Origin of the sequence: Cupriavidus sp. USMAA2-4 (assembly GCF_001854305.1) — a bacterium.
In the GTDB taxonomy this organism is placed as follows: domain Bacteria; phylum Pseudomonadota; class Gammaproteobacteria; order Burkholderiales; family Burkholderiaceae; genus Cupriavidus; species Cupriavidus malaysiensis.
Window position 1 is genome coordinate 2,517,979 of the sequence record NZ_CP017749.1, and the last position, 17,595, is coordinate 2,535,573.

Genomic DNA, 17,595 nt, shown 5'->3' on the forward strand with positions numbered 1-17,595 from the left:
CCGGCCCGGCTCTGCTCCGCCACCCATGGAAAAAGGCACCGTCGCCATCTGTTTCGTCCATCAAGCCATCGCCGGCCTGCGCGCGCGCGGGCTGCCGCCCGAGCCCGTGCTGCGGGCCGCCGGGATCGCCCCGGCCCTGCTGGAGGCGCCCCAGGCGCGCGTGTCGGCCGACAGCTACAGCGCCCTCTGGCTGGAAGTGGCGCGCGTGCTCGACGATGAATTCTTCGGCCAGGACTCGCGCCGGATGAAATGCGGCAGCTTCACCATGCTGTGCCACGCCGTGGCCGGCAGCCAGACGCTGGGACAGGGGCTGGAGCGCGTGGCGCGTTTCTTCGGCCTGCTGCTGGACGATATCGGCGTGCGCCTGGAGCGGCCGAGTGCGGCGGCAGGCGCGGCCGCGCTGGTGCTGACCACGCCTTCGGCGCGCCGGCCGGGCGTGTTCGCCCAGGAGACGCTGCTGATCATGCTGCACGGGCTGATGAGCTGGCTGGCGCGCCGGCGCGTGCCGATCCAGCAGGCCAGCTTCGCCTACCCGGAACCGGACTACAGCGCCGAGTACCGGGTCATGTACTCGCGCCGCCTGGCCTTCGGCGAACCGAGCACGGCGCTGTGGTTCGATGCGGCCTGGCTGGCGCACCCGGTGCGCCACGACGAGCGCAGCCTCAAGGTGTTCCTGCGTGCTGCGCCGCACAACCTGGTGGTCAAGTACTCGGACCGCGCCGGCATCGTGGCGCGCATCCGCCGCTTGCTGCGACAGTCGCGCCCGGAGGCCTGGCCGACCTTCGAGCAGCTCGCGCAGGACATGCACCTGTCGGCCTCCTCGCTGCGGCGCCGGCTGATGGACGAGGGGGCGACCTACCAGCAGCTCAAGGACGAACTGCGCCGCGACCTCGCCATCGAGGCGCTCAGCCATTCGACGCAGCCCATCGTGGCCATCGCGGCCGAGCTGGGCTTCGCCGAGCCGGGCGCCTTTCACCGCGCCTTCCGCCGCTGGACCGGCTCGCGGCCGGGGGCCTATCGGGCGGTACCGGCGCCGTAGCGGCGCGGCGCCAGCCCTGCCGCTACAGCGGCGGCCGGCCGGCGGGCTCGGGGAAGGCCGGAGAGGCCGGGGAGGCCGGAGAGGGGGACGGCCGCGGCGACGCCTGCTGCGCGGCGGCGTCGGCCAGCCACTGCGACCGCATGCCGCCCAGGTCGGCGCCGGACGGCGCCTGGTACAGGCGCAGGCCCATTTCCGGCAGGATCGCCAGCAGGTGGTCGAAGATGTCGCCCTGGATGCGCTCGTATTCCATCCACGCCGTCACCGCGGTGAAGCAGTAGACCTCGACCGGCACCCCCTCGGAACCCGGCTCCATCATGCGCACGTTGAGCAGCAGGTCGTGGCGGATCTCGGCATGCTGGCGCAGGTAGGCCATGGCATAGGCGCGGAAGGTGCCGAGATTGGTCAGGCGGCGCCGGTTGACCGGCTCGTCGGCCGAGGCGCCCAGTTCGCGGTTGGTGCGCTCCACCTCGGCCTGCTTTTCTTCCAGGTAGTCGTGCAGCAGGCGCAAGCGCATCAGGCCGGCGATCTCGTCGTCGCGCAGGAAGCGCACGCCGCTGGCGTCGATGCGCAGGGTGCGCTTGATGCGGCGCGCGCCCGACTCGAACATCTGGCGGTAGTTGCGGTAGCTCTCCGAGAACAGCTTGTAGGTGGGCACCGTGGTGACGGTGTTGTCCCAGTTGCGCACCTTGACCGTGTGCAGCGCGATGTCCTGCACGAAGCCGTCGGCATTGGACTGCGGCATCTCGATCCAGTCGCCGATGCGCAGCATGTCGTTGGATGTGAGCTGGGTGCTGGCCACCAGCGACAGCAGCGTGTCCTTGAACACCAGCAGCAGCACCGCCGACAGCGCGCCCAGGCCGGACAGCATCCACAGCGGCGAGCGGTCGAGCAGGATGGACAGCACCAGCACGCCGCAGATCAGGGCGAGCGCCAGCTTGCCCATCTGGATATAACCCTTGATGGAACGGGTCTGGGCCCGCGTGCTGCCGGAGTAGACGTCCTGCCAGGCGCTCAGCAGGCTGTGCAGCGCCATGAAGACGCAGATCCAGGCGCCGGCATGCGCCACGCGCTCGATCAGGTGGGCGCTGTGGTCGAGGTGAGGTACCTCGCCGATGCCCAGCGCCACCACTGCGAACGGCGTGGCGAACCACAGCCGGTGGTAGGCGCGGTGGCGAAGCAGCGCCACGTTCCAGGCGCCGTGGCCGCTCAGGTCGAGCAGGCGGTGGGCCAGGTAGAGGATGGTGCGCGTCACCACCCATTGGGCCAGCACGGCGGCCAGCGCCAGCAGGCCGAGGTTGAGCGCGAGTTGGGCCCACGGATGGCGGGGCACCAGGTTCGTCAGGGTATCGAGCAGGACTTCCGGATTCATTGACCTTGCGAAGGAACGGCGGAGATGGCGGGAAGGGCCGGGCCGGCACGCGCCGGTGGCGCACGAGGTGCAGCGGGCGCGCAAGGCACGCCAGGCGCACCCCGGGATTCTAGCCGGTGGCGGCAGCCGCCCTCGGCCGGGCAGCTCAGTGGGGCTGCGGCGTGCGCGGCTGCGCCGGCGCGGAGCCCGCCGTGGCCGGGCGGGCCGCCGCCGGCGTGGCGCTCGCCAGCATGCGGTTGCGGCCGGCCAGCTTGGCGGCGTAGAGCGCCGCATCGGCGCGCCCGGTCAGGCGCGCCAGCGACTCGCCCGGCAGCCAATGCGCCACGCCGCCGCTGATGGTGTAGTGCAGCGAGCCGAAGCTGCCGTCGACGCGGCCGGCCTCCGCGCGCGCGCGCAGCCGCTCCGCCACCAGCAGGGCGTCTTCGAGCGCGGTGGCCGGCAGCAGCACGGCGAACTCTTCCCCGCCCAGGCGGCCGATGCGGTCGCCGGGGCGGACGGCATCGCGCGCCATGGCGGTGAAGGCGCGCAGCACCTCGTCGCCGGCGGCGTGGCCGTGGTTGTCGTTGACCGCCTTGAAGCGGTCGATGTCGAGCAGCAGCAGCGCCGGCGCGCTGTCGCCGCGGGCGGCGCGCGCCAGCTGGCGCGTGGCTTCGTCCTCGAAGGCCTTGCGCGACAGCACGCCGGTCAGGAAGTCGGTGTTGGCGATGAGTTCGAGCCGGTGCACCAGGCGGTCGTGGACCATCAGCACCGCGCCCATGGTCAGCGCCGGCACCGCCAGCGCGCCAAGCAACAGGAACAGGATGTGCATGCCCGGCGGGCTGGCGCCGGGCGGGCCCTGCAGGGCCGCCTGCAGCGACAGCGCGCCGCGCAGCGCATGCGCCGCGGCGAAGAACAGGGCGAAGACGGCGGTGGTGACATAGTGGCCGCCGGCCCGCCCCGGCAGGCGCGCGCGCAGCAGGGTCCATCCGCAGGCGGCGCACAGGGCGGCGTGGAAGACCGAGACGATCGCCACCCGCACGTTGAAATCGTCGAAGTGGAAGTGCCACAGCGCCACCGCGGCAGCCAGCGCCAGCACGCCCGCGACCAGCGCGCGCCAGGGTGGCGCGCGGCCGCAGAAGCGCTGCACGCCTGCGTACATCTGCGCCATCGCCCACGCCAGCAGGGGATTGCCGAGGCCGATCACCAGCCCGTCGGGCAGCCGCCCGCGCAGCGCGAACAGCACCAGCGCCAGCGCGGCGGCCAGGTTGGCGTAGAACCAGTGCCCCACCCCGGGCAGGCCGCAGCGCCGCAGCGACCAGATGATGGCCAGCATCATGGCGCCGAGTGCGGCGGTGACGATCTGCATGGCAAGCGCGGCTTGCATCGGCGCGGGGATTCTCCGGATGGGGCGCGGGCGGCCGCGCGGCGGGACAGGGAAGCGGCGGGCGCGCGGCGGCGCATCGCCGGGCTCCATGATACGGCGCGGCCCGGCGATGCGCGAGCGGCCGGGGGATTGACGGGCGGTAAAAGGACCGCCGCGGTGGGGGGAAAGAAGAGGGGTAAGGCAGAGGGGATGCCGCGCGGGGCCGGCTGGCCGGCCCGCTGCACGCATGCCCCCTGGCGTGGTCCGCCGCGCGCTTACCAGCTGTAGCGCGCGCTCGCGATCACGGTGCGGCCGTTGCCGTAGATGCAGCGCGTGGCGTCGTAGCAGCCCGAGATGTACTCGCGGTTGCCGAGGTTGGTGCCGTTGAGGGCGAAGCGCCAGTGCGGGATGCGGTAGGTGATGGCGGCATCGAACAGCGCGTAGCCGGGCACGTGCAGCGAGTTGTCCGGGGCGCCGGCGGTCGGGCTCACGTAGCGCACGCCGGCACCGAAGCCCAGGCCCGCCAGCGGCCCGCCGCGCAGCCGGTAGTCGGCCCACAGCGCGGCCATCTCGCGCGGGATGGGAATGGCGATCGGCCACTTGTTGAGCGTGTCATCGTTGGCCTTGGTGTTGCGCACGTCCTGGTAGGTGTAGCTGGCGATCAGGTTCAGCCCCGGCACCACCTCGGCGATGGCCTCCAGTTCGACGCCCTGGGAGCGCACTTCGCCCGCCTGCGTGCTGTGCGCGCCGGTGGGATCGGCCAGATCCGGGGTCAGCACGTTGCGCTGGTGGATCTGGAACAGCGAGGCGGTCACCGAAAGCTTGCCGTCCGGGCGCGTGTACTTGACGCCGGCCTCGACCTGCCGGCCCTGGGTGGGCTTGAAGGCCTGGCCGTTGCGGTCGGTGCCGGAGGTGGGATTGAAGGAGGTCGAATAGCTGAGGTAGGGCGCGAAGCCGGACGGCATCAGGTAGACCAGGCCGACGCGGCCGGTGAAGGCGCTGTCGCGCTGGCTGCTGGAGCTGCCGGCGAGCTGGTCGGTGGTGCGGGTCTCGGTCCAGTCCTGGCGTCCGCCCAGCGTGACCACCCAGCGCTCGGCCAGCTTGATCTGGTCCTGCAGGTAAAGGCCGACCTGGCTCTGCGTCTGGCGCACGTCCTGCGGATAGGCGCCCGCGCCGGTGAAGATGGACAGGTCGGTGGGGGCGTAGACCGGGTGGTAGAGGTCGAGCGAGGAGGTCAGCGCGTAGTTTTCCGGGTCGAGCGTGCGCTGGCGCTGGTAGTCGAGGCCCAGCAGCAGGGTGTGGCGCAGCGCTCCGGTGTCGAATTTCGCCTGGGCCTGGGTATCGACGTCGAAGCGACCGTAGCTGGGCTGGGCGATGCCGGCATAGCGCAGCATGGTGCGCTGGGTCGGGTCGGACGGGTCGAGGCCGACGCCGTAGCTCATGCGGTCATCCAGGCGCAGGTGGTTGTAGCGCAGGTTCTGCCGCACCGTCCAGGTATCGTTGAAGCGGTGTTCGAACTGGTAGCCGAACGAGTACTGTGTTTTCTCGTAGCTGTCGAAGTCGGGCGAGCCGGTGAACAGGCGCGACGAGATGTGTCCGTTCGGGTTGGGCAGGATGGTGCCCTGGGCGGGCAGGAAGTTGTCCGAGGAATTGGTCTTGTCGCGCAGGTAGCTCGCCATCAGCGTCAGCGAGGTGTCGGCATCGGGGCGCCAGGTGAGCGAGGGCGCCACCATCAGCCGCTGGTCCTTGAAGGGGCCGAAGGGGAGGTTGCCGTCGCGCGCGAGCGCGGTCAGGCGGTAGGAGAACTTGCCGTCCTCGTCCAGCTTGCCGCCGAAGTCGCCGGCGATCTGCTTGCGCGCGTGGGTGCCGTACTGGACCTCGAGCTCGCGCACCGGCTCCAGCGTGGGCAGCTTGGAGACCATGTTGATGGTGCCGCCCGGATCGCCCTGGCCGTACAGCACCGAGGCCGGCCCGCGCAGCAGCTCGACCCGTTCCAGCTGCCAGGGGTCGACGCGCCAGCTGGCGAGATTGATGGTGTTGGGCAGCTGCAGCCCGTCCAGGTAGGTGCTGGGCACGAAGCCGCGCACCGCGGTGTACCAGTCCGAGCGCGTGCCGGCGCCGTACGACGATACCGAGGCGGTATAGCGCAGGGCCTCGTTGACGCTCTGCGCGCCCTGGGCCTCGAAGCGGTCGCGCGTGACCACGCTGATGGACTGCGGCACTTCGTCGAGCGACGCATCGGTCTTGCTGCCGGTGGCGCTGCGCGTGGCGATGTAGCCGATCACCGGGCCGTTGGCGGTCTCGCGCTGGGCCGCGGCGCTGACCGTCACCACCGGCAGTTCGGCCTCGCTGCGCGGTGCCTCGGCCGGGCCGATGGTGAAAACGTGGTCGGCCTGCCGGCGCGCGGCCAGGCCGCTGCCGGCCAGCAGGCGGTCGAGTGCCTCGCCGACGGTGAAGTTGCCGTGCAGGCGCGGGGCCTGCTTGCCGTCGGTGATGGCGCTGGCGAAGACGATCTGGGTGCCGGACTGGCGGGCCAGCGTCTTCAGCGCCTGCTCCAGCGGCGCCGCCGGCAGGTCGAGCGCGACCTGCCCGCCCTGCGCCAGCGCCGCGCCGGCCAGCAGCATGGCGGCGGCCAGGGCGGCCAGGGCGGACAGGCGCGCCAGCGGCCGCAGCGCGGTGCGCCGGGGCCCGCTTGCGGCGGGCATGCCGGTGCGCCTGGCGGCGTGGTGTGTCGATCGATGTGTCGTGTCGTGCTGCGTTGCGTCCGTGGCGGCGCCCGCGCGGTGGCTGCGATTCACTGCGTCACTCCCCTTCATTGTGTGTGGCTGTCGAAGGGAATGACGAGCGGGCGCGGCAGGTCCCCTACCTCGCCACGCAAAAAAAGTTCAGGGTTCGGCGCGGGCGCGCACCGTGACCGTGTCGTCGGGCGCGCGTGCCACGGCGACCGGCAGGATGGCGGGCAGCAGGTCGAGCAGGACGTCGGTGCCGGCGCTGTCGAACACGCCGGAAATGCGCAGGTCCGCCAGGCGCGCATCGGCCAGCGTGACCGGTGCGCGCCGGTAGCGGGCGATTTCCGCCAGCGCCTCGGCGAGCGGGGTTTGCGTGAAGACCAGCTTGCCGTCCTTCCATGCCAGGCGGCTGGCGGCCTGCTCGGCGCTGACCGCGGCGACGGGCTCCAGGCGCCCGGGCGCCGCCCAGGTCGCCTCGCCGGCGCCCAGCAGCACCGAGTGGCCGCCCTCGCTGACCTGCACGCGTCCGCGCAGCACGGTGACGCCGACGCGCTCGCGCTCGCGCCGCACGTCGAAGGCGGTGCCCACCACGCGGATGGCGGTGCTGCCGGCCTGCACCAGGAAAGGCCGCCAGGCGGCGTGGGCGACGTCGAACAGCACCTCGCCCTCCTGCAGCGCCACGCGGCGTGAACGCAGGTGCCAGCCGACCTCCAGCGCGCTGCGCGTATTGAGCACGAGCTGGCTGCCGTCGGGCAGCGTGACGGTCTTGCGCGCGCCGGCGGCGGTGGCGTAGCGGGCGCTGTGCAGCGGCGGATCCAGCCACAGCAGGCCGGCGGCCAGCGCGACGGCGAGGCCGGACAGGCCCGCCAGCGTGGCGGCGCGCGCGCGGCGCGGCCGGCGCGGCGGCGCGCCGGCGCCGGGGCGCGCGAAGCGTTGTTGCAGCGCCGCGCGGTGGCGGGCCAGCGCGTCTTCCTCGCGCTGGAAATCGTCTTGCTGGCTGTCTGGCTGAACGTTCTGCTGGGGAGGGGACATGCTCAGGATCCGAGCTCGCGCTGCAGGGCCGCCCGGCAGGCGGCCAGGCCCAGGCGGACATGCTTCTCCACCGCCTTGCGCGAAATGCCCAATGTTAACGCCACCTCGGCCTGCGGCAGTTCGTGGACCTTGTGCAGGACGAAGACTTCGCGGCAGCGCGGCGGCAGCGTCTCGATGGCCGCCGCCAGGCGCTCGAACTCGCGCGCCGCGTCGAGCCGGCGCGCCTGGCCGGGCGCCTCGCTGACACCGTCCGGCAACTCATCCATGGACAGCACCCAGGCCGCGCGCGCGCGTTCCACGCGATGGCGGTCGATGGCCAGGTTCAGCGTGGCGCGCCGCAGGTAGGCGATCGGGGTCAGCACCGGCTGGCGCGGCGGCTCGGCGAGCAGGTTGACGCAGACATCGTGGACCACGTCGCGCGCGAAGCCGCGGTCGGCGCCGAAGCGCCGGCGCAGGTGCTCGACCAGCTCGTCGTAGTGGCGCACCAGGGCGGCTATCAGGGGCGGGTAAGTCTGGTCGCGGGGCACCGGTCGTCGCCTTGGCCGGGATCCGGCAACGGGTTGGGAGATGAAAGTGTTGAATTGTAAATGAGAATGATTGGTATTTGCAATAATAGAGAGAGTACCAGGGCCGGCGAGCCCATTCGCCTCGGCCCCCACGCCTGCTCATCCATCGGGCTTAGGGCCATGCCGGCATTGCGTCCCGCCTCGGACCGTGCGGCGCCGAGCCTTGAAGAGGGGGGCCGGGTTCAGCGGCTGCTACCGCGTCGAGAGCATCTGGCCTTGGATCTTGGCCAGGTGGTCCGGTCATCGTCCTGATGCCCCTGAGGCGGTCCTCTGACGGGCACGTTGAGCGCCTTTCCTGCAGAAAGACCGGAAACCTCCTGTATCACCGGCAAGGGCGGCCATGCAATATGAAGAGGTAGCAAGTCCAGGGAAGTCCGCAGCGATTGCTGGAGGGGCCGCACCATGCGTCGTTTGCACAGAGATTTCCAGCCTGCTAAAAAGGAGAAGCGTCACTTGGATCTGGCCATCGGCGGGTTTAGCGCATCTAGCATTGCCATACTGGCAATTTTCTCCAATCCTCGGCGCCAATTTCGGCAGATTCGTCGGGGGGCGTGATGGCTGACAATGTCTCGTCCCCGGTCTCGACTGCTCTCGAGTTCTACGCCGACCGTCTAGCCAAGAAAATGATCGGAATTGGCTGCGCGCTCATCGTGGTGGCGCTTGTGCCAGCGCTCAAATTCGGCGGAGTCGGTCTGGGCGGCGGCGTATTCTCGGCATCTCTCATGCTCATTGCGACGGGAAAATCCAGGCGGTCAAACGCTTATCTCCGGTTCGATGCGGGCCACTTCGAAACGAAGCTGACGCTTGCTTCCGGGCGGCAGAAGGTGCTTTACAGCGCAGTCACCAGCTGTGATGTGAGCGATAAGCTGGTTGTCGTTCACTATCGCGAGCACGGCCAACCCGCCGGTTCGAAGCCGAAACGAATCTACATCCCTCTTGGCGAACTTCGCGCCGACGATCGTCCCTTGTGTATCGATGCGTTTCGTACGCGTTTGCGGTCGGCCTCATCCGCCTGACGTGTGTCCGATGAACGGGGTGGGTCCAGATCTGACACGGTGGCAGATCAGGAAGTCGAGTTGGTTGGTCCTCGCAGGCACCTGCCGGCGCGTGCTGCCAGGACGGAGCGCTTCGGCCGCATTGCTCTGGCTGGCGCTGGCCAGCGGCCCTGCACGGGCGGAGTCTTGCGAGGCGCCATTGAGCGATCATTCGGCCGTCCAATACTCATGCGACATGCATGAAGGCATGGCGCGCTTCAGGATCGATGGCGCATGGGGTTTCATCGACAAGTTCGGCAAGCTGGCGGGGGCGCCTCCATTCGACCATGCGGATGACTTTTCGGAAGGCTTGGCCGCCGTCAAGTTGGGGGAGCACTGGGGCTTCGTCGACAAGACCGGTGAACTGGTCATTCCTCCCAGGTTCGGCTCCGTCCATCGCTTCTCCGCCGGCCTGGCCGCCGCAATGGGGGAAGGCGGCAACTGGGGCTACATCGACCGCCATGGCCAGTGGGTGATCGCGCCGGCCTACGAGCAAGCCGGCCGCTTTCAAGATCGGACCGCGATGGTCAGGGAACGTCGCCAGGGCTCTCTGCTGATCGACCGGCGTGGACAGGTGGTCAAGCGTTTCGAGGCCGGCCTGTCGGTCGACCTGGACCCGGATGCCCGGGGGCTCTACAGGGCCGAGCGCCAAGGCGCGCGCTGGCTCTGGCATCGCGAAGGCGGGCTGTTCCCGATGCCGGAGGCGTTGCAACGCTACGTGCAGATCGACGGCGACGGCCTGATTCCAGTCAGCCTCGAGTCGAACGGCGGCGATGTGCTGTGGGGGGCGATGGATATCCAGGGGCGCTGGGCCGTGCCCGCGCGCTTCGCATCGATCGGGCCGTTTCAAGCGGGTCTGGCTGTCGCACAGCCGGCAGAACCAGCTGGCGGGGATGTCGAAGGCGGCAGCCTGGCGGGACGTCGCCTCGGACTGATCGACCGGCAGGGCCGGTTCGTAGTCCCCCCGCAGTATGAGCGGATCACGCGGCAAGCCTGGGGCGGCTACCAGGCCACCCACGCGGGAGAGGCTGGCAGCGACATCATTGGCCGGGACGGACGGGTGCTGTTGGCCGCCGCCACGTGTCCAGGCTTGCGCGAGGTGTTGGTCGCCCTGTCGGTGGAGAAGGCGCAGTGGAGCGTCGTGGCGGGTTGCGGGCGGAGCTGGGCATTTCATGCCCGTGCGGGCATGGTCCGCAGCCGTATCGCGAAGCCCGCGGCCTATGCCACCGGCACCCATCTCATGCTCGAGGGCGCCCTCAGTGGTACGCAAGCGCCGCTGCCTTTTGACATTTTCGACGCGGCGGGCCGCCGGGTGGTTTCGAGCGAAGACCGGGCGTTACAAGGCGATCAGGCATTGACGCGCGGGGATCTGGTGCTCCTCGTGCCGTCTGGCGAGGCCACTGCCGAGCACAGCCGCCTGGATCTGCTGCCTCTGGCCGTGGTGGTACGGAAGCGCAACGAGACGCAGATCATCACCCGGGACGGCAAGCTCATTTCCAATCCCGGCTGGCACTATCGCGCCGAAATGAACCAGGGTCACTTTGTCTTGAGCGGGCCCGGCGGTCCTGGCGGCAAGCCGCTCGACGGGCCGCTGGTGATGTCCACCCCTGGCGAACCGTTCGATGAGCCGTCTGTGTGGCTCTTCTCGGGTGACGCCCCGCCGGACCGCACCCGCTGGGGCGCCATCGACGGGCGGGGGCGGTGGGTCGTCCAGCCACAGCATGGCCACTATCTATCTTCTTTCCGGGATGGCGCAGTGGTTGACTGGGACGGCACGCAACCGATGGTGGTGGAGCGCGATGGCAAGCGCCACCTATGGCCCCAGGATGTGCAGCGAATCACGCGCGTGAGCCAGCGTGCTTTCATCGGCTCACCCCGCGATCCCGGGGACCCGCTTGTGCGCCTGGAACTGGGTACCGGGAACATAACCCGGATCACTTTCCCCGCCAAGGTGAACCTCGAGGATTTCCACGATGGCCTGGTCAGCGCCGGTGATCCGGAGGGCCTGCGGTGGGGGCTGCTGGACGACCAGGGCGAATGGGCCGTGCCGCCACGTTTCGACAGGCGCCTCGATCCGGTCCGGGACGTGCAGGGCCGTCTGCTCGGCTGGCGAAGCGCCAGCAGGTTTTTCGACGGCGACAGCTCCCGCCTCCGGCTCGGCTGGCTCGACGCGGAAGGCCGGGAACTGGTGGCGCCCGGCTACAGCGCTATCGAGTACGACGCCAAGCACGGCATGTTGCTGCTGACCAAGGATGAAGAGTATAAGGGGCTGATGGCGCCGGACGGCCAGGTCCTGCTTCCCGTGCAGTACGAGGACATTCGGCAGTTGGGGGAAATCTTCGTGGTGAAAGAGCCCACGCAGTACGGCCTGCTCGATGCCCGGGGAGAGTGGTCCGCACCGCTGGCACCGCCGGTAAGGCCGCGGGGGGGATGGCCTGTCCCATGAGGAGACGCGCTCAGGCGCGGAGCGCGTGCTGGCCGGCCTCCGCGGCGCTCCATGGCCGGCGCGCAGTTGCCGCTTGCCATTGCGCATGAAGATCCGTCGCAACGCTGGCGACCCACGCACCGAGGCCCCGGGGGGGGCGTCACGTTCTACGGCTGCGACTTCAAGGAGCGCGTGCGTCTTCAATGTGCGCAGCGCTCCGCCAACCGCGGAAGCCCTGGCAAGCGCAAGGCATCGCGACGTCCCGCTAAGCGAATTCATTGCTTATGAATCAACGTCCTATCCCTTGGGCCGAACTCAGCCTGTTCGCCAGACGCGTTGCCGCGTTGCACGCAAGTGATCCTCCCTTGGGCGTTGAGCCTGCCGCGGATAACAACGTGATGAAGGTCACCGAAGACTGCCTGTTCATGCGGACATCCTCGGGCAGAGCGTGGGGCGGAAGAGGTAGTTGGAGCTGGATATGCACGCTGGCGATGCCTCTTGTCTTCGCTCTACTCTCCCTTGTCGAAGATTCGACCCGCATGGACGATTGTGAGCACAGGGGAGACGCCGCCGGAGCCCTGGCGCACTATCTGGAGCACCTCGGCAATGCGCTGGGCATGACCGCTGTGCTCTTCCTGGGTTCCGCCTGGACCTTCTTCCTCTGGCGACTGCAACTGCCCATCATCTTCAACCGCAAGACGCGTAAGGTCGCCTGCATCCTCCAGGGAAAATGGGTCTACCAGTCGTGGGATCACCTGCAAGCCTCGATCGAGGACCGAATCCGTTTTGCAGCAGGTCGCGCACCGGCAGTCGATATCGAGCTGACACTGCTTCTGCCCTATGCCAATCCCGACCGACCGTATGCCGATGGCCGCCTGCGCATCGGCATCGCCGCCACCCGGGATCACCCGGATGCCATCGCCAGGCCGGGTATTTATGGCGCGGCCCAGGTCTGGGAGTACATCCGCTTGTATATGCAAGAGGGGGCCGCGGCATTGCCGCCGAACAGTTCACGCGGGCCATATCGCCTATCTCGGGTAGGCGAGGCTGTACGCTACTTCAACCCCTTGAAGGCGCTGAAGGTCAGCCACCCGGCCTGGCTCCTGCTTGCCGTTCCCTTCTTCGTACTCGTCGCGTTGCCGGTTGCGCCGCTGCTGATGCTGGGCGACGTCTTTTACATGGGACTGGAGCGCATTCTGCCCCGCCGCAGATGGCCGAAGGAACTCATTGACGCTTGCGATGGCATATGGGACGGGAGGGAGGATTGAGTCAATCCCGGTAGTGCTGCGCCGGCAGCAGAGGTCTTGGTAAATATCGGCATTCTTTTCAGATTCCTCTCATAGGAAGACTGGCGAGGCGGGCCCTACACTGCGGCGGGTCTGCAGGTTGCCGCGCATTACTCTGCGGCGCCGATGGGCATGGCGCCGATCCGCCGCACTGTCCGCCGGCCGCAGGATGCATTGCGCAGATGCATCGCAGATGCCATCCCCACGCGAAGATCGGGCGGCTGGACGACCGGCTGACATCCCACGTGCCAGGTGCCTGGGACCTGACGAGACGAAGTGAACTGCTCCAAGCTATGAAAAGCACCCTCCGACGCTGGCTGACAGCAAGCAGCCTGCTGGCACTGATATGGGGCCCCAACGCGGCAGCCGACGAGACGGATTGGCTCCACTTCCCGATGTACGCGAGGGATACGGCGCACGCGGTGGATCTGCAGGCGCTGCGGTGGCGGCCCGATGGCCTGCTGGCGTCGGCGACACGCTACCCGCGCCATTCCGGGGAGCCATGGACCGAAGAGGAGTCCAGCCGCGGTTGGTACAACTACGAACGGCGGCTGATCGACTGCAGCCTGGGCTTCTATGTGTCGACAGACATTCAGTTGCTCGCGCGCGACGGCACCGTGATCGCCTCGCGTTCCTATGCACCTGCGGAGTGGGTCGACCGTCTGGAGGGACAGTTGCTCGAGAGCCGGCAGAATTCCTGGCCGCAAGGCAACGAGATCCTGCTCGCCTGCGCGGCGGCGTCGAGCCCCGACTTGAAGGCGCGGCGTGCCAGGATGGCGCGCAAAGTGTCGCCGCTGATCACGTTCAAGCCCATCACGCAGGATCTTGCCGCGGAAAGCGCGGACCTGATGGGCCTGGCGCGTCCAAACCTCACCCGCGAGGCGTTGCGCCTGAAGCCGGGCATGACGGCGGCAGCCCTGTTCGACCGCATGCGCCGGCAGTATGCCGACTGGCGGCGCTCGGTTGCCGGGCCGCATGCAGGGCCGGCAGATCCGACGACTGCGCGCCGCAGCGAGGTCGAGCGCCTGTTCGGCAGCTATCTGCAGCAAGCGACGGCTGGCCGCATCAGCGCCATGCGCCTGCTGCCTTCCGACGTCCTGGAGTATTCGCGGGCGCTTTCCTTCTACGAGTTTCCCGAATTGCGTCCCGGCGAGGCGGTACGTGTCGGCGACGCGTACCGTGTGGCACGGACCGAGCGCCTGGATTGCCAGAGTGGCGTGGTGCTGCCCGTGGCATGGGTCTGGCGAGGCCGTGACGAACAGGTGCTGCTCACAAGACGCGCTTCGGCCGAAGAGGCGTTCGGCCCGATTGGCGCTGGTTACCGCGATGCCGGCGGCGGGTGGGACTTGCGCTGGGGGGGCTGGAGCGATGCGACATTGCCGGGTGCGCTCTGTCAGGCGCTGTTCCGCCTGAAGGCTGGCAGGGAGCCCGCTGGTGAGCCCACCGAGGAGCGGACGTCAGCCCCGTTCGGGCTGACGGCGCAACGTCTCATGCAGCAGGGCACGCCCGAGGCGATGCTGCTGGCGATCCGTGCCGCCTGGCGCGCGGACTTGCCTTGACCATCGGCCGGCCTGCCGCAGGCTCGTTTTCACATTCCCCGGATACCTATGTGTATGACCTCATCGCGATCTTCATGGCTGGCTCTCCTGCGTGTCTGTCATAGCCACCGTATCCGTCGTAGCCGCCCTGGCCGTCGGCGTGCGGGGGCTTCGATGGCGCTGGTCTGGCTGGCGCTGGCCGGTGGCGTGGCGCAGGCGGCGCCGTGCGAGATGCCGTCGAGCGATGACTCGGCCATCCAAGCCTTGTGCGCCGTGCAAGAGGGCATGGCGCGCTTCGAGATCGGCGGCGGGTGGGGCTTCTTGGATAAGTCCGGAAAACTGGCCGGCGAGCCGCGTTTCGATGATGCGCGTGATTTTTCGGAAGGTTTGGCGGCAGTCAAGCTGGAAGGGCTCTGGGGCTTCGTCGACAAGACCGGCGAACTGGTCATTCCTCCCAGGTTCAGCTACGTCCACGATTTCTCCGGCGGCTCAGCCGCTGCCATGGGGGAGGACGATGCCTGGGGCTACATCGGCCGCCACGGCCAATGGGTCATCGCGCCGGCCTACGAGCAGGCAGGGCCCTTCCGGGGGGAAACGGCCGTGGTCAGCGAGCGTGGCCAAGGCTACCTGCTGATCGATCGGCAGGGACAGGTCGTCAAGCGCTTCGAGGCCGGCCTGGAGGTCGACTTGTTTCCGGATGCCCGGGGTCTCTACCGGGCCAAGCGCGAAGGTGCGAGCTGGATCTGGCGTCGCGATGAAGGGCTGTTGCCGGTGCCGCAGGCCATGCGTGCCTTCTACGACGAAGGCGAGGACCTTTTTCCCGCGGCGCAGCCTGGACAGAGCGGCGCCGATGCGCTCTGGGGCGCGGTGGACATCCAGGGACGCTGGGTGGTGCCCGCGCGTTTCGCCGCGATCGGGGCGTTTCAGGATGGCCTGGCCATCGCACAGGCAGCCGCCCCGGCGCACGCGGGGGCCGATGGCAGCAGCCAGTCCAGGCCAAGCGTCGGGCTGATCGACCGGCATGGCCGCTTCGTACTGCCCCCGAAGTACGAGCAGATCACGCGGGACACCTGGGGCGGCTTCCAGGCCAGCTATGCCGAGGAGGGCGGCAGCGACATCATCGGCCAGGACGGACGGGTACTGTTGTCGGCCGCCACCTGCCCGCGCCTGCAGGCGGTGCAGGTCCAGTTCCCCGTGGGGCCGATGCAATGGCATGTCGTGGCGGGCTGCGACCGGAGCTGGGCATTCCATGCCGCGGCGGGCATGGTTCGCAGCCGTATCGCCATGCCGGCTGCGTACGCATCGGGCACGCATCTCCTGTTGGTCGAGAAGGTGTCCGAAGACGAGTCGGCCGCCACGGACGAGGACGACAAGCGCGCGCCGCTGCAATTCGAAATCTTCGACACGGCAGGCCAGCTGGTCTTTTCCAGCGAAGCCCCCGCCTTGCAAGGCGAACAGGCGCTGACGGGGCGGTATGACCGCGTGTTCCTGATGGCTTCCGGCAAGGCGGCGACAGCAACAGACGGCAGCCGACCCGAACTGTTGCCTCTGGCCCTGGTGGTCAGGGGTTACAGCGAAATCCAGGTCATCACCCGGGACGGCAAGCTCGTTTCCGATCCCGAGTGGACCTACGACAGCGATGTGCTCGATTACCGCCAGCCTTCCTCGGGAGGCGAGGGGGTCGAGGGGCCGCTGGTGATGTACACGATGGGAGGGTGGGGTGCCATCGACGGGCGCGGCCAGTGGGTCGTCCCGCCGCAGTATCGCCGCCTGTCCCCGTTTCACGATGGCGCCGCGCTCGCCCGCGAGGGCGAGCGGCTGGTCGTGGTGGAAGACGATGGCAAGCGCCACCTCTTGCCCGAGGATGTACAGGGAGTCAGGCGAGCGAGCCAAGGTGTCTTCCTGGGGCAGGCCGGCCATGACGACGACGGGCTTGTCCGCTTGGATCTGGCGACTGGCGAGATCACCCGGATCACCATGGCCGGCGTGGCGGAACTCAAGGATTTTCATGATGGCCTGGCCAGCGCTCGCGCTCCGGACGCCCGACGCTGGGGGCTGTTGGACGACAAGGGCGGGTGGGTCGTGCCTCCGCGTTTCGACAACCGCCTGGAGCCGGTCCTCGACACCGACGGCCGCCTGGTCGGCTGGCGTAGCGAGGCCAACTTCACGGATGGCGAAACCCACGGTCGCCTGTTCGGTTGGCTGGACCCGAAAGGCCGGGAACTGCTGGCGCCCGGCTACAGTGCCATCGAGTACGACGACGAGCACGGCATGCTGCGCTTGACCCAGGATGAAAAGTACAAGGGGCTGATGGCGCCGGACGGCCAGATGCTGCTTGCGGCGCAATACGAAGAGATTCGGCCCGCGGGAAAGATGTTCACGGTAGTCGAGCCCGCGCAGTACGGCCTGCTCGATGCCCGGGGCGAGTGGTCGTCGCCACTGGCAACGCTGGTGCTGTCGGGGGAGGGGGATTTGCCCTACGAGCAGACGCGTTCGGGGGCGGAGCGCGTGCTGGTCGACATCCACGGGCGCCGTTCGACGGCCAGCGCGCCGCTGCCGCTCGCTATCGCGCACGATGATCCATCGCAATGGTGGTGGTCGCGTACCGAGAACGCGTACCTGGACGATGAAGTCACCGTGTTCTACGGCTTTGACTTCAAGGAGCGGATGCGCCTGCCCGGCCAGGTGCCTTGGTACAGCCGTTTTTCCGAGGACGTCATCACTTTCACGCCCCGCAACGCCCGGGAGAAGAATGCGGTCGCCCTGGCCGATCGGTTCGGCAACGTGCTGGGTCAGTATCCCTACAAGAAGATTGACGCCATGAGCGAAGGCCTTGCCGCGTTCGAGCAGGTGGCTGGCCGCCATCCGTCGGAGCGGCGCAATCGCGCGCGACAGGGAGACGATGCGGAAGGCCCGCCGATCCGGATGGGCTTCCTGGACCGCCGGGGCAAGGTCGCCATCCCGCCGGTGTTCGAGCAGGTGCAGGCTTTCTCTGAGGGACGGGCGGTCGTGCTGCGCCAAGGCAATATCGGCCTGATCGACACGCGCGGCAAGCTGGTCGCGCACAGTGCCTGGCTATGCGGGCGCGTGCCTGTGATTCTCGACGCCGGCGGCCGCGTGCAGTGGCCTGCCGCCGCAGTGAAGATCCGGAAGTGTGGTTAGCGCGCGATGGAGGGCACAGGCATCCGCGCACGGCGCGCTTGTGGCGGGCGCGCGCCGTCCGCAGGTCGCACCG

At 68.8% G+C, this 17,595-nt stretch carries 11 protein-coding genes; 6 read left to right on the forward strand and 5 right to left on the reverse strand.

Going from position 1 to position 17,595, the window contains the following annotated elements; all coding sequences use genetic code 11:
* Nucleotides 1-25: 25 nt before the first annotated feature.
* Nucleotides 26-1,039 (forward strand): AraC family transcriptional regulator, encoded by a 1,014-nt coding sequence (locus BKK79_RS31045; RefSeq protein ID WP_071039761.1) that lies wholly within the window; start codon nt 26-28, stop codon nt 1,037-1,039.
* Between the two features lie 22 nt (nt 1,040-1,061).
* On the opposite strand, the gene BKK79_RS31050 is transcribed toward BKK79_RS31045, so the two are convergent.
* From BKK79_RS31050 to BKK79_RS31070, 5 genes are all read right to left on the reverse strand, one after another.
* The gene (locus BKK79_RS31050) at nt 1,062-2,408 is read right to left on the reverse strand and encodes a mechanosensitive ion channel family protein (RefSeq protein WP_071039762.1); all 1,347 of its coding nucleotides are present in this window, start codon (nt 2,406-2,408) and stop codon (nt 1,062-1,064) included.
* Nucleotides 2,409-2,553: 145 nt separating this feature from the next.
* Nucleotides 2,554-3,771, reverse strand: a complete 1,218-nt coding sequence (locus tag BKK79_RS31055) for a GGDEF domain-containing protein (protein ID WP_071020978.1) — start codon at nt 3,769-3,771, stop codon at nt 2,554-2,556.
* A gap of 254 nt (nt 3,772-4,025) precedes the next feature.
* Nucleotides 4,026-6,455 carry a TonB-dependent siderophore receptor gene (locus tag BKK79_RS31060; RefSeq protein ID WP_071039763.1) on the reverse strand — a complete coding sequence of 810 codons (2,430 nt, stop codon included), beginning with the start codon at nt 6,453-6,455 and terminating at the stop codon, nt 4,026-4,028.
* A gap of 180 nt (nt 6,456-6,635) precedes the next feature.
* Entirely contained in the window at nt 6,636-7,511 is an 876-nt protein-coding gene (locus tag BKK79_RS31065) for a FecR family protein (RefSeq protein WP_071039764.1), read from the reverse strand.
* A gap of 2 nt (nt 7,512-7,513) precedes the next feature.
* The gene (locus tag BKK79_RS31070; protein ID WP_071039765.1) at nt 7,514-8,038 is read right to left on the reverse strand and encodes an RNA polymerase sigma factor; all 525 of its coding nucleotides are present in this window, start codon (nt 8,036-8,038) and stop codon (nt 7,514-7,516) included.
* Between the two features lie 593 nt (nt 8,039-8,631).
* Between BKK79_RS31070 and BKK79_RS40720 the strand changes: the two genes are divergently transcribed.
* The 5 genes from BKK79_RS40720 (at nt 8,632) to BKK79_RS31095 (ending at nt 17,522) form a co-directional block, all read left to right on the forward strand.
* Nucleotides 8,632-9,093 carry a hypothetical protein gene (locus BKK79_RS40720; protein ID WP_071039766.1) on the forward strand — a complete coding sequence of 154 codons (462 nt, stop codon included), beginning with the start codon at nt 8,632-8,634 and terminating at the stop codon, nt 9,091-9,093.
* A 214-nt stretch (nt 9,094-9,307) separates the two neighbouring features.
* Nucleotides 9,308-11,557, forward strand: a complete 2,250-nt coding sequence (locus tag BKK79_RS31080; RefSeq protein WP_198173349.1) for a WG repeat-containing protein — start codon at nt 9,308-9,310, stop codon at nt 11,555-11,557.
* Between the two features lie 377 nt (nt 11,558-11,934).
* Nucleotides 11,935-12,804, forward strand: a complete 870-nt coding sequence (locus BKK79_RS31085; RefSeq protein ID WP_156811504.1) for a hypothetical protein — start codon at nt 11,935-11,937, stop codon at nt 12,802-12,804.
* A gap of 311 nt (nt 12,805-13,115) precedes the next feature.
* The gene (locus tag BKK79_RS31090) at nt 13,116-14,381 is read left to right on the forward strand and encodes a hypothetical protein (protein ID WP_071039768.1); all 1,266 of its coding nucleotides are present in this window, start codon (nt 13,116-13,118) and stop codon (nt 14,379-14,381) included.
* 153 nt (nt 14,382-14,534) lie between these two features.
* Nucleotides 14,535-17,522: a WG repeat-containing protein gene (locus BKK79_RS31095; RefSeq protein ID WP_071039769.1), complete on the forward strand. Its 2,988-nt coding sequence runs from the start codon at nt 14,535-14,537 to the stop codon at nt 17,520-17,522.
* Nucleotides 17,523-17,595 lie beyond the last annotated feature (73 nt).